The sequence below is a fragment of the Pseudomonas sp. NPDC089996 genome (assembly GCF_044748405.1).
Classification (GTDB): Bacteria; Pseudomonadota; Gammaproteobacteria; order Pseudomonadales; family Pseudomonadaceae; genus Aquipseudomonas.
Map to the genome: position 1 here is coordinate 243,280 of NZ_JBIVGA010000002.1, position 12,066 is coordinate 255,345.

The 12,066-nt window shown below is 62.3% G+C and carries 9 protein-coding genes; 8 read left to right on the forward strand and 1 reads right to left on the reverse strand.

The genetic code is table 11. The features are described 5' to 3' along the window. Nucleotides 1-198: 198 nt before the first annotated feature. From ACIPW4_RS04070 to ACIPW4_RS04090, 5 genes are all read left to right on the forward strand, one after another. Nucleotides 199-2,223, forward strand: a complete 2,025-nt coding sequence (locus ACIPW4_RS04070; protein ID WP_400655037.1) for an alkyl/aryl-sulfatase — start codon at nucleotides 199-201, stop codon at nucleotides 2,221-2,223. A 167-nt stretch (nucleotides 2,224-2,390) separates the two neighbouring features. Next, nucleotides 2,391-3,647: an OmpP1/FadL family transporter gene (locus ACIPW4_RS04075; protein ID WP_400655563.1), complete on the forward strand. Its 1,257-nt coding sequence runs from the start codon at nucleotides 2,391-2,393 to the stop codon at nucleotides 3,645-3,647. Between the two features lie 38 nt (nucleotides 3,648-3,685). After that, nucleotides 3,686-4,354, forward strand: coding sequence for a DUF3313 domain-containing protein (locus ACIPW4_RS04080; protein ID WP_400655039.1), 669 nt, complete (start codon nucleotides 3,686-3,688; stop codon nucleotides 4,352-4,354). Nucleotides 4,355-4,423: 69 nt separating this feature from the next. Then, complete coding sequence (locus tag ACIPW4_RS04085) at nucleotides 4,424-5,431, forward strand: AraC family transcriptional regulator ligand-binding domain-containing protein (protein ID WP_400655041.1); 1,008 nt, start codon at nucleotides 4,424-4,426, stop codon at nucleotides 5,429-5,431. Further along, nucleotides 5,416-6,000: a hypothetical protein gene (locus tag ACIPW4_RS04090; protein ID WP_400655043.1), complete on the forward strand. Its 585-nt coding sequence runs from the start codon at nucleotides 5,416-5,418 to the stop codon at nucleotides 5,998-6,000. The genes ACIPW4_RS04085 and ACIPW4_RS04090 overlap by 16 nt, the downstream gene beginning before the upstream one ends. A 32-nt stretch (nucleotides 6,001-6,032) precedes the next feature. On the opposite strand, the gene ACIPW4_RS04095 is transcribed toward ACIPW4_RS04090, so the two are convergent. Further along, nucleotides 6,033-7,649: a mechanosensitive ion channel family protein gene (locus ACIPW4_RS04095; RefSeq protein WP_400655045.1), complete on the reverse strand. Its 1,617-nt coding sequence runs from the start codon at nucleotides 7,647-7,649 to the stop codon at nucleotides 6,033-6,035. A gap of 173 nt (nucleotides 7,650-7,822) precedes the next feature. On the opposite strand from ACIPW4_RS04095, the gene ACIPW4_RS04100 reads away from it, so the two are divergent. Genes ACIPW4_RS04100 through ACIPW4_RS04110 form a run of 3 tightly spaced genes read left to right on the forward strand, consistent with a single transcriptional unit; the run spans nucleotide 7,823 to nucleotide 12,007 of the window. Continuing rightward, the gene (locus ACIPW4_RS04100) at nucleotides 7,823-8,584 is read left to right on the forward strand and encodes an efflux RND transporter periplasmic adaptor subunit (RefSeq protein ID WP_400655047.1); all 762 of its coding nucleotides are present in this window, start codon (nucleotides 7,823-7,825) and stop codon (nucleotides 8,582-8,584) included. Further along, nucleotides 8,571-9,917 carry an efflux RND transporter periplasmic adaptor subunit gene (locus tag ACIPW4_RS04105; RefSeq protein ID WP_400655049.1) on the forward strand — a complete coding sequence of 449 codons (1,347 nt, stop codon included), beginning with the start codon at nucleotides 8,571-8,573 and terminating at the stop codon, nucleotides 9,915-9,917. Before ACIPW4_RS04100 ends, ACIPW4_RS04105 begins: the two co-directional genes overlap by 14 nt. Then, entirely contained in the window at nucleotides 9,917-12,007 is a 2,091-nt protein-coding gene (locus ACIPW4_RS04110; protein ID WP_400655052.1) for a site-2 protease family protein, read from the forward strand. Before ACIPW4_RS04105 ends, ACIPW4_RS04110 begins: the two co-directional genes overlap by 1 nt. The last annotated feature ends 59 nt before the right edge of the window (nucleotides 12,008-12,066 follow it).

Genomic DNA, 12,066 nt, shown 5'->3' on the forward strand with positions numbered 1-12,066 from the left:
CGTTTTCCTGGAAAGGCCCTCGATGTCGCCTAATGTCTAAGTCAGTCAGGTGGCTTCGCGTCTCATTCAGGCCTTCAAACAGTCGTCAGAAGGCAGCAGCCAATGAGCGTTCAAACGTTGAACTCACCCTGTTTTCTGCACTACACATCGCTGGCAGTTACCTCAAGGTACAGCGCTTCAATACAAAGGGAGCTTGTCATGAGATTGATTGCGAAACCGAGCCGGTCTACCAGCGCTTCAGAAACGCCGGCCAAGTTATGGAAACTGGGTTCGTCATTCCTGCTGGCGAGTGCGATTGCGCTCACCACTCAAGCCTGGGCACAGGAAGCGCCGAAACCTGCAAGCGATGCCACCAAGGCGGCCAACGACGCACTGCTCAAAGAACTCCCCTTCAACGACAAGACTTCGTTCGAGCTGGCGCACAAGGGGTTCATCGCGCCGCTGCCTTCCGAGCCGATCAAGGGCGCCAGTGGCAACATGATCTGGGACCCGAGCAAATATGGGTTCATCAAGGAAGGGCAGACCGCCCCCGCGACGACCAACCCCAGCCTGTGGCGTCAGTCGCAACTGATCAATATTTCCGGTCTGTTCGAGGTCACCGACGGCATCTACCAGGTGCGCAACTACGACCTGTCCAACATGACCATTGTCGAGGGTAAAGAGGGTATCACCATCTTCGACCCGTTGATTTCCAGCGAAACGGCCAAGGCAGCACTGGATCTGTACTTCAAGCACCGGCCGAAAAAGCCCGTCGTGGCAGTGATCTACACCCACAGCCACATCGACCACTACGGTGGCGTGCGTGGCGTGGTCGACGAAAAAGATGTGAAGTCCGGCAAGGTCAAGATCTACGCACCTAAAGGCTTCCTGGAACACGCCGTGTCCGAAAACGTCATGGCCGGTACCGCGATGAGCCGCCGAGCCAGTTACATGTATGGCAACCTGCTGCCGCCGAATGAAACCGGCCAGTTGGGTGCAGGCTTGGGCACCACCACCTCTGCGGGTACCGTGACCCTGATCCCGCCGACCGATATCATCGAGAAGACTGGCGAGAAGCACGTAATCGATGGCCTCACCTACGAGTTCCTCTATGCACCAGGCAGTGAGGCGCCTGCCGAGATGCTCTATTACATCCACGAGAAGAAAGCGCTCAATACGGCCGAAGACTCGACCCATACCCTGCATAACACCTATTCGCTACGCGGCGCGAAGATCCGCGAACCGCTGCCTTGGTCCAAATACTTGAACCAGGCGCTGAAGATGTGGGGTGACGACGTGCAAGTCATGTACGCCATGCACCACTGGCCGGTCTGGGGCAACAAGGAAGTCCGCGACCAGCTGTCTTCCCAGCGTGACATGTACCGCTACATCAACGATGAAACCCTGCGTCTGGCCAACAAGGGGTACACCATGACCGAGATCGCCGAGCAGGTGAAACTGCCCAAGTCGATTGCCAACCGCTTCTCCAACCGCGGTTACTATGGCTCGCTCAACCACAACGTTAAAGCCACCTATGTGCTGTACATGGGTTGGTTCATCGGCAACCCGGCCACACTGTGGGAGTTGCCGCCTGAAGAACAATCCAAGCGCTACGTCGACATGATGGGCGGCGCGGACGCGGTGCTCAAAAAAGCCAAGGAATACTACGACAAGGGTGACTACCGCTGGGTAGCCGAGGTGGTCAACAAAGTCGTCTTTGCAGATCCGAGCAATCAGGCAGCCAAAAACATGCAGGCCGACGCACTTGAGCAGTTGGGCTATCAGGCCGAGAGCGGCCCATGGCGTAACTTCTACCTGACCGGCGCCAAGGAACTGCGTGATGGTGTCAAACAGTTGCCAACGCCGGATACCGCCAGCCCGGACACTGTCAGGGCCATGGACCTGGACCTGTTCTTCGACTACCTGGCCATGCGTTTGAAGGGCCCGGAAGTCGAGGGCAAGCACATTACCCTCAACTTCGACTTCACTGACCTGAAACAACAGTACGCGGTGGAGATGGTCAACGGCGTGCTCAACCATACCGAAGGTATGCAGGCAAAGGACGCCGACGCCAAGTTGACGCTGACCCGCGACACGTTGAACAAGCTGATGCTCAAGGAAACCACCCTCAAGGATGCTGTCTCTTCAGGGCAGATCAAGGTGGATGGGGCAGAAGGCAAGCTCGAGGAGCTCATGAGCTACATGGATAACTTCGACTTCTGGTTCCCGATCGTCACCCCTTGACGGCGCACTGGCGCCAGCGGGCGCGGGCAAGGCGCTGCAGACCTTGCCCGCCCATGGGTGAAGACACGGGTAGGCCTCACAGCCCTCAGCACTCGGAGTGACCAACGATGAAATCCGATCGACCCGGCCATGCGTTTTCTGCGCGCACACGTGCAGTGAGCTTGCCAATGCTGGCCTTGGCCACGGCCATGCAAGCCAATACCAGTTGGGCAGGCGGGATCCTCATCTACGAGGCCGGCCAGGAAGGCAATGGATTGGCAAACGCAGGCTCCGCCGCGCTGGCCAACGACCCCAGCGTGCTCATGAGCAACCCTGCGGGCATCACGCAACTCAAGGGCACGCAGATCAGTGCCAATGCCCAGGTCATTCTGGGTGACCTGCGCTTTTCTCGCGACAGCAACAACCAGTTCGATGGCAACGAGGGCGGCAACTCCCTGGAGTACCTGCCTGGCGCCAGCCTGTTCGTCAGCCATCAGATCGACGAGCGCTCTGCCATCGGTTTCGGCATGTACGGTAATTTTGGCCTCGCACTGGATTATGACGATGACTGGGCAGGCCGTTACTTCACCCAGGAAGCGGCGGTCATTGGCGTTTCTTTCCAGCCGACATGGGCCTACAAGTTCACGGACGATCTGTCGATCGGCATCGGCCCCCGCATCATGGTCGGCTATTACCGCACCGAGATGGCCATCAACAACAACCTGCTGGGGCTCGCGGACCGCCCGGATGGTCAGCTGGAATACAAGGATACCGACGTCGGCGTCGGCGTGAACCTGGGTGTGCTTTATCAGCTGGACCCCAGCACCCGGCTCGGCCTGGCCTACACCAGCAAGGTCAAACTGGAGTTCGAGGACAAACCGCATGTGAAAGACATCAGCAACCCACTGCTGAATGCGGCTTTGCGCCGCCTGGATGTCGACTCGCTGGAGCTTGACCTGAACGTACCGCAGACCGTCACCGCCAGCATTGCCCACGAAATGAATGAGCAATGGACCCTGCTGGGCAGCCTCGGCTGGCAGGACTGGAGTGATTTCGGCGATGTTGGCGTGGATGTCGACGCCAATGGCGGGGGCACCAGCCGCACCGTTGACCGCAAATACAAAGACACCTGGCACGCCTCGGTTGGGGCGCTGTATCAAGCGACGCCGCAATGGCGCTGGAGCGTTGGCCTCGGGTACGACAGTTCGGCCGTGGATGACAAAGACCGTACGGTCGACAACCCGATGGGTGAGGCATGGCGGTTGGCCGCTGGGGTCAACTATGCAGTCGATGAAGGACTCGACCTGCACCTGGCCTACACCTTGGTATGGCTGGGCGACATGGATGTGGACCAGACCAAGAGCCGCTCCGGCACCACGCTTTCGGGCAGCTATGACAACAGCGCATTGCACATTATCGGCGGCGGCGCCACCTGGCGCTTCTGAGTGACGCACATCACGCTAACGTAAGGAAGGAGATCCTCATGAAAACCAAGGTATTGGCCGCAACTCTCTGTCTCACCACGCTCATGCTGCATGGCTGCGCCAGCAAATACGTGGAATCCGATCAATACTCCGGCTTCCTCAAGGACTACAGCGTTCTGAAAGAGGACAAGTCACCCTCCGGGGCGGCGGTGATGCGCTGGATCAAACCCGGGGTCGATGTCAAACGCTACACGAGCGTGTACCTGGAACCCAGCCAGCTCTATCCGAAACCTCAGCCCACTGAAAAGATCCCGCAGTCGACGCTGCAAGGCATCACCACGTATTACGATCAGACGCTGAAGAATCACTTCTCCCAGGTACTGCCATTGGCAACCAGCCCGGGTCCTGGGGTGTTGGTCGTGCGCCCTGCAATCACCGCCGTGAGTGCCAAGACCAAGAGCCTGCGCCCCTATGAAGTCATCCCGATTGCCTTGATCGCCGCCGGCATCAGCACGGCCACTGGCATTCGTGATCAGGATACGAGCATTGCCACCGAGGCAGCCTTCATTGACGGCGATAGCAACCAGGTCGTCGCTGAAGTGGTGCGCAAGGGGGCGGGCACCGAGTTGGACAACTCCTCTCAAGTCATGCAGGCAAAGGATGCCAAGGCCGTGCTTGATGGGTGGGCCAAGGACATGGTGGGTTCATTCCAGGCGCTGAAAAAATAACCGCAAAAGCCCCGCCTGGAACTCAGGCGGGGCTTTTGTCACACGCCACACGCTCATAGGCGCGAAACCATGGACAGCATTCGCGATCGACATGAACAACTGCAGGATTCAAAGACGCCGCCCTCCGCTCCCCCCCCTCTTTCACCTTCAATTCCAACTGCGCAAACTCCTGCACCCGATTACACCGAGGGCTTTGCAAAACTCAAGTTCCCCGCGCTATCCAACAGCGGCTTGCAAACACTGGCAATGCCCTGCTGGGGCACAGCGATGGTGGATGGGGCGCCACTGGCAGGCCCTTTACGTTTTCTGGCGACTACGGCACCCACCGTCGGGCACGCCCTGGTGGCGCTCGTCAGATACATGGGCCAATACAGCCCTCTGATCCACTTTCGACTTGAGCATCGGGCAGGCCAGGCGGTTCTGCATTTCGAACCCTCGGCGCCCGCCCAGTCGCTGACGCCCCATACGGTGGAGAACTGGGTGGTGGCCGCCTGGTGGCTGATTGGCGAATTGCGCGGCACGCAACTGAAACTCACCGCGCTGAGCTTCAAACATCCGCCGCTGGTGGATGAAGCGAAATACGTCAATTTTTTTGAATGCGCCATCGCCTTCAACCAGAGCAGCACCTGCCTCATCATGGCCTCGAACGTGCTGGAAGAGACGATTGTCAAACAGGACGCACAACTGCACGAGATGGTGCGTTACTTCCTGGAAGTCCGCGCTCAACCCGCCGATGGATTGAAAGGCGAAGTGGAGGCACTGATCAAGATCCTGCTGCCCTCCCACCGTTGCACCCTCGAGCAGGTCGCCCTGGCCCTGGAGCTGAACCCTCGGACCTTGCAGCGCCGCCTCAGCCATGAGGCCATCGACTTTGAAGAATGCCTGGATAACATCCGCCGTAGCCAGGCCGAACGGATGCTGCGCAAAACAGCGCTGACCGTGGGTCAGATCTCTTCCGAACTGGGTTACCGACGCACCACTTCGTTCTGTCGAGCCCATCAGCGCTGGTTCGACATGACACCGCTGGAGCATCGACGACAATTTGGTGGGAGGAACGGCACATGTATAAATTCATAAAAACGACCATCGCCGGCGGCGTGCTGTTTATCTTGCCGCTCCTGGTGGTGGTGATTCTGATTGAAAAGGCGATCCATATTCTCACGCCTCCCCTGCAAAAAGTGATGCCGTTGTTTTCGGGCTATACACTTGTGGGCGGCACCTCTTTGACAGTGCTCGCGCTGCTGGCATTGGCATTCATATGCTTTTTGGCCGGTTTACTGGCCAGAACAGCAATAGCGGCACGGACCCTCGGCGCGCTGGAAGACAGAATCCTGGGCAATCTTCCCGGCTATCAACTGATCAAGGATGCGACATCCCGTTTTGCCGGCCTGGAAAACATGGAAGGCGCAAGAGTGGGCATGATCGCCGAGGGTGAAGGTTTCAGATTCGGGCTCGTACTGGAAACTCAGGAACAGTGGCTGCTGATTTACCTGCCCGATGGCGGCCCCGCCGGCGCCACTGCCGGCGAAGTGCGAGCGGTCCCACACGATCAGGTGACACTCACAGACATACCCTGGCTATCCGTGGTTGCCTGCCTGCGGCGAGGCGGCCGCGGGACCTTGGAGCTGATGAAGCAGTATCTGTGAAATGACGGCATCGACAATCCGTAGCGTGCAAATCACTGGCCGTCGGGCTTCTGCGCCGGCGCCTTGTACCAGCTTTCGCGCGGCACCCACTTTTCCTGCGCAGGGTCGCCCAGGTAATGGGGAGACATGATCTGCACCCCATGCTCATTGAACACATCCTGGATATTGGCATGCAGCAGGCTCAACAACTCTGCGCGCGGCCGAGGCTCACTGGGCACCGCCTGCGCGACCAGGCGATATTCCGGGTAGAAATCCGATAGCCCGGTCTGGAAGACCTGCGGGCGGGGCTTCTCCAGAATGCCATCCGTACGCTGGGCGGCCGTCACCAGCATCGCCTCGACCTGGCGCCAGGGCGTGTCATAGCCGATGGTGACGACGGTATCGACGATGTAGCCCTGGCCCTGCACGGCCCGGGAATAGTTGCGCGTCACCGACCCGGTGATCATCGAATTGGGCAGCGTCAGCACCTCGCCCAGGCCGGTACGGATAGTGGTATTGAACATACCGACTTCAGTGACCGTGCCTTCATTGTCGCCGACCCGCACGTACTCGCCGGTCTTCAAGGTACGCGAGTACGTCAGGATCAAGCCCGCTGCCGCCTGGCCGACGACACTGGAGGCGCCCAGCGAGATCATCAGCCCCAGCAGCACTGACAAGCCTTTGAACGCATCGGTACCCGAGCCCGGCAGATAGGGGTACGCCATGACCACTGCAAACAGCCAGATCGCCAGCGAGGTCAGGCGCATCGTTGGCTGCAAGGTCTCCTGGGTCAGCCATTTCAACGTCCCTGGGCGCGCCATGCGTTCCAGCACGCGCTTGCTGAATGCGCTGATGCCACGGGCAATGAAGAAAATCATGACGGCCACGGCGATCCCGGGGATCGCGTGCAGGACACCGTCGAGCACGTAGCGCAGGAGGTCGAGCAGATGGATGTTGAGGCTCTCGCCCCACGGCCGGGTATAGGGAAACTGGGAAAGCACAAAGCTCAGCCACTGGTAGCTCAGCAGCAGTACAAAACACCAATACAGCAGTAGCAGCATGCGATCTATCAGGTAGTAGACGTTCTGCATGTCGAACAGCGGCATCTGGCCGACCCGGATCTGGTCGGCGCGCTGGCGCATGAGTATCGGCAAACGGCCCCTGAGCTTGCGCCGTGCAAGGTTGGCGCCTTTGATCAACGCCACGAACAGCAGAGTGGCCACGGCCGAAAAGCCCAGCGCCTTGAGCAAGAAGCGCACGCTGCGCGCCTCGCCCGTTTCTTCCACCACCTGGCGAAGCACATCGGCGGCCTGTTCGGCGGCTGCCCGGGTGTCGCCCCCGGTGGTTCCCAGGTCCTGAGGGGCAACGATGAACGCCCGCCGCCCACCGAGCAGAACGAGGTGGCTGGAGATGATCGAATCGACCGTTACCGGAAGCTCATCCGTGCTGCGTAATGCTTCATCGATCACCGCCTCCGCCCGATGCGCCCGGGCAACAGGCGTCTCACCCAGCAAGGTGGCATGGAAGGTGAAGATGCTTCGGTTGGCAATGCGCAGTTCTGCCGGCTCACCCGGTATGCCATCGGTGGCGCTCCCTGTGCCTTCGTCAGCGTGCCCAAGCAGTGGTAGTAGCGTGACCAGCACAAGCAGCACGCGGAAAAGACGGTCCATTCGACACTCCCTGCCCGTTGGGGATCAACAGCATGCCTGATAGTGATAGCACAGGCGCGATCGCCCGGAGCACGCGTTAAAAAACATGGGCAAAGCGAACATTCCTTCCTAGTATGAAGAACGCTGACCCGTTCACGTTGCGCTTCACGGTGTTGTATTGCAGGGAGCCAGGCATGCCTTTTTCCATCGTTGCACACCCTCTCGTACCGCTGCTGCTGACGTTGGCCTGCGTTAACGCACAGGCCGAACAACTGCCCGCTGGCGAAGACCCGCAGCTGATCCGCGTGTTGCTGGCGGCTGAGCTGGAAACCACCTTGTCCAGCCAGATGAGCGGCACCCTGGGCGAACTCAAGGCCCGCTTCGGCGAGCAGGTGGCCAAGGGCGCCACGCTGGCCCGTTTCAACTGCAATGAGGCCCAGGCCCGCGGCAAGGTTGCGGTGGCCGAACTGGCCATGGCCCGGCAGAACCTGCAGGCCAAGCAACAGCTGCGCAAGCTTGACGCAGTCGGCGACATCGAAGTGGCCGCGGCCAATACCGAGGTGCAGAAAGCCGCTGGCGCCCGCGCCATGGGTGAGGCACAGATCAGCTATTGCCAGGTGCTGGCGCCGTTTTCCGGCCATGTGGCCAAGGTCTACGTCAAGCCTTACCAGACCGTCAGCGCCGGTACCCCGCTGTTCGACCTGGTCAGCGACGGGGCGTTGAAAGTGCGCCTGAATGTGCCGTCCAGCCAGTTGAAGAGCCTGAGCCCGGGCCAACCTTTGCAGGTGACGGTGCACGAAACCGGCAAGACCTACCCGGCCAAGGTCAGCGTGATCAACTCAAGGGTCGATGCCGTGGCACAGACGGTGGAACTGGAAGCGCGCTTCGATCAGCGCTATCCCGAACTGATCGCCGGCATGAGCGGCACAGCGCGGTTCGACCATGACCGTGAATAGGCCGCTTCCGCATCCGCAGCTGCTGCTGCAGCTGGATGCATTGCGCGACAAGGCTATGGCCGCCGAGACCCTGAACGCCTTGGCGTTCAGCATGGCCAACGACCTCTACCCGCTGCTGCCCTTTCACCAGGCATTGGTATTCGAGCAAGGCAACAGCGGCCTTGAGCTGCTGTGCGTGTCGGGGTTGGCGCGGCCCAGCGAGGATTCGCCCTACCTGGTGTGGCTGCGCCGAGCCAGCCGCTGGCTGAACGAGCGCCTGACCGACGCACAGCCGGCCTGGCTGACACAGGCTGGCTGTGCACCACCCGATGACATTGCTGAAGGCTGGGGCGAGTGGTGGCCTGCGGGCCTGTGGTGCCTACCCTTGCATGGCCCTGCCGGCCAACGCCTCGGGCTGCTGGTGCTGCTGCTGGAAGAAGCGCCGCCTGCGGTACTGCACCAGCAACTGGATGGCCTGACCCGCACCTGGGCCTACTGTTGGCATGCGCTGACCCGGCGCCGCCGGATCAGCCGCTGGCGCCCCAGCCGCCGCCAGGTGCTGATCTGCATGCTGGTGGCCGCCGGGCTGTTGCTGGTGCCAGTGCGGCAAACGGCACTGGCGCCGGCGCAGATCGTGTCGCGCCAGGCGCAGATCGTCAGCTCGCCGATCGACGGCGTGATCGCCCAAGTGCTGGTGCGCCCCAACCAGCCTGTGCAAGCCGGCACACCGCTGTTCACCCTCGACGAAACCACCCTGCGCAGCCGTGCCGAAGTGCTGGGCAAGGAAGTGGCCGTGGCCGATGCCGAATTGCAGGCGGCCAGCCAGCGCGCCTTCGACAACCCACAAAGCAAGAGCGAACTGACCTTGCTGCAGGGCCGCGTCCAGCAGCGCCGCGCCGAGCTTGCCGCCGTGCAGGCGCAATTGCGGCGCACCCAGGTGCTGGCGCCGCGCGCCGGGGTGGCCGTGTTCAGCGACCCCAACGACTGGCTGGGCAAGCCGGTGTCGACTGGCGAGCGCATCATGCACGTGGCCGACCCTGCGCAACCGGCCATGCAGATTCAGCTGGCCGTGGCCGATGCCATTGCCCTGGAGCCCGGCGCCGAAGTGACCCTGTTCCTCACCGCCTACCCGCTCAGCCCGCTCAAGGGGAAAATCCTCGAAACCAGCTACCAGGCCAAGCCCAGCGATGATGGCGTAGTCGCCTACCGTCTGCTGGCCAGCATCGACGAACGCTCCGAGCATGCCCGCCTGGGCCTGCACGGCACTGCCAAGCTGTACGGCGACCGGGTGATGCTCGGCTATTACCTGCTGCGCCGGCCGCTGGCCACGCTGCGCGCCTGGAGTGGCTGGTGATGCTTGACCTGTCCGAGTTGCCACTGCCTCCGCTGCGCGAGGACCTGCGTTTGTGCGAGGCCGCCGACAGCCGTGAGGGGGAGCCGGCCTGGATGATCCACGACACGGTGGTCAACCGTTTCTACCGCATCGGCTGGCTGGAGTTCGAATGCCTGCTGCGCTGGGGCCAGACACCACGCCAGGTCAGCGAGCAGGTGGCACGCGACAGTGCGCTAAAGCCGGATGTCGAGCAGGTGCTGGCGTTGCGGGCGTTTCTCGAGCAACACCACCTGCTGCGCCCGGGCCCCGAGCAACTGGCCAGGTTGCAAGGCGCCAGCGAGGCGCGCACCTGGTCGAGCTGGCGCTGGTGGCTGCACCATTACCTGTTCTTTCGCATCCCGTTGCTGCGCCCGCAAGCCGCGCTGCAACGCCTGGCCGCCGCGCTCGGCTGGCTGTTCCACCCGCTGACCGGAATGCTGGTGCTGGGCCTGACGCTGCTGGGGGTCTTCCTGGTGATGCAGCAGTGGGATGCCTTCACCCACGCCGTGGTGGAGTCGTTCTCCACCGAGGGCCTGCTCAGCTTCGCCCTAGCGCTGGTGGTGGCCAAAACCCTGCATGAACTCGGCCACGCACTGGTCGCCACGCGCCTGGGCCTGCGGGTCGGGCACATGGGCATAGCGTTTCTGGTGATGTGGCCGATGCTGTACACCGACACCGGCGAAAGCTGGAAGCTCAAGCGCGCGCGCCAACGCCTGGCGATCGCCTCCGCGGGGATCATCACCGAGCTGTCCCTGGCGGGCCTGGCCACGCTGGGCTGGGCCCTGTGCGACGACGGCGCCCTGCGCAACGCCTTGCTGTACCTGGCGACCACCAGCTGGGTGTTGTCGTTGGCCCTGAATGCCAGCCCGTTCATGCGCTTCGACGGCTACTTCATCCTCAGCGACCTGCTCGACTTCCCCAACCTGCACGAACGCGCCTCGGCGCTGGCCCGCACGGCCCTGCGGCGCAACCTGCTGGGGCTGAACGACCCGTGGCCGGAGCCGTTCGCGACGGGGCAGCGGCGCCTGCTGATCGCCTTCGCCTTCGCCACCTGGCTGTACCGCCTGGTGCTGTTTCTCGGCATCGCCGTGGCGGTGTACCTGTTCTTCTTCAAGCTGCTGGGGATCGTACTGTTCATGGTCGAACTGGCGTGGTTCATCGCACTGCCGGTCAAGCGTGAGCTGAGCCACTGGTGGCAACAGCGGGCACGCATTCCGGGGCGGCGCAAACAGCTGTTCTATGCCTGCCTGGGGCTGGCCGTGCTGGGCCTGGCACTGCCCTGGCGCAGCCAGGTCGATGCCGTGGGCGTGGCCCGTGCCGAACACCAGCTGCGCGTCTACACGCCCTACCCGGCACGGCTGCAAAGCCTGCACCCGGCGGGCCAGGTCAAGGCCGGCGAGGTGCTGGCCGTGCTCGACGAACCGGACCTGGACTCGCGCATGCGCAGCAGCGAAGCCAGTGCCCGCAGCTATGAGGCGCGCCTCTCGGGGTTGCTGGCCGACCCCGGCGGGCTGGCCGAGGATGCCGCCACCCAGCAGCGCCTGAATGTGCAGACCGAAGAAGCCCGCGCCGCACGTATCGAGATTGCCCGGCTCAACCTGCAGGCGCCATTCGCCGGCAGCTGGCTCGACCTGGACCGCGACGTGCAGCCCGGCCAGTGGCTCAACGGCCAGCAGGCGCTGGGCATCCTGATCGACCCCCGGCACTGGCAGATCGATGCCTACGTCGCCCAGGACCGGGTCCATCTGCTGGCCGTGGGCGATGCCGTCAGGTTCTACCCCGACGGCCAGGCCATCGCGCTGCACGGCAAGGTGCTGGCGATCGGCAGCACCCGCGCCGGGCAGCTGGCCCACCGCATGCTCTCCGCGCATTTCGGCGGCCCGGTGCCGGTCACCAATGAACCCCTGGTGCCCAGCAATGCGCTGTTCCAGGTGCTGGTGGCGCTGGACGAACCGCTGGCCACGGTGCGCGAAACCCGCGGCAAGCTGCAGATCGAAGGGGAAAAACGCAGCGTACTGGGCGAACTGGGCAAATGGCTGCTGGGGGTCGGTTTGCGCGAAAGCGGGTTCTGAACCGCGCCTTTCGGCGCCTGCTCTGCCGGCGCGATAAAACCCGGCTACGATTGGATAAG

What these genes read in the sequence shown, in the direction of transcription:
- ACIPW4_RS04100 (WP_400655047.1), top strand. Translation starts at nt 7,823, where the DNA reads ATGCCTTTTTCCATCGTTGCACACCCTCTCGTACCGCTGCTGCTGACG.
- ACIPW4_RS04075 (WP_400655563.1), top strand. Translation starts at nt 2,391, where the DNA reads ATGCTGGCCTTGGCCACGGCCATGCAAGCCAATACCAGTTGGGCAGGC.
- ACIPW4_RS04090 (WP_400655043.1), top strand. Translation starts at nt 5,416, where the DNA reads ATGTATAAATTCATAAAAACGACCATCGCCGGCGGCGTGCTGTTTATC.
- ACIPW4_RS04110 (WP_400655052.1), top strand. Translation starts at nt 9,917, where the DNA reads ATGCTTGACCTGTCCGAGTTGCCACTGCCTCCGCTGCGCGAGGACCTG.
- ACIPW4_RS04070 (WP_400655037.1), top strand. Translation starts at nt 199, where the DNA reads ATGAGATTGATTGCGAAACCGAGCCGGTCTACCAGCGCTTCAGAAACG.
- ACIPW4_RS04105 (WP_400655049.1), top strand. Translation starts at nt 8,571, where the DNA reads ATGACCGTGAATAGGCCGCTTCCGCATCCGCAGCTGCTGCTGCAGCTG.
- ACIPW4_RS04095 (WP_400655045.1), bottom strand. Translation starts at nt 7,649, where the DNA reads ATGGACCGTCTTTTCCGCGTGCTGCTTGTGCTGGTCACGCTACTACCA.
- ACIPW4_RS04085 (WP_400655041.1), top strand. Translation starts at nt 4,424, where the DNA reads ATGGACAGCATTCGCGATCGACATGAACAACTGCAGGATTCAAAGACG.
- ACIPW4_RS04080 (WP_400655039.1), top strand. Translation starts at nt 3,686, where the DNA reads ATGAAAACCAAGGTATTGGCCGCAACTCTCTGTCTCACCACGCTCATG.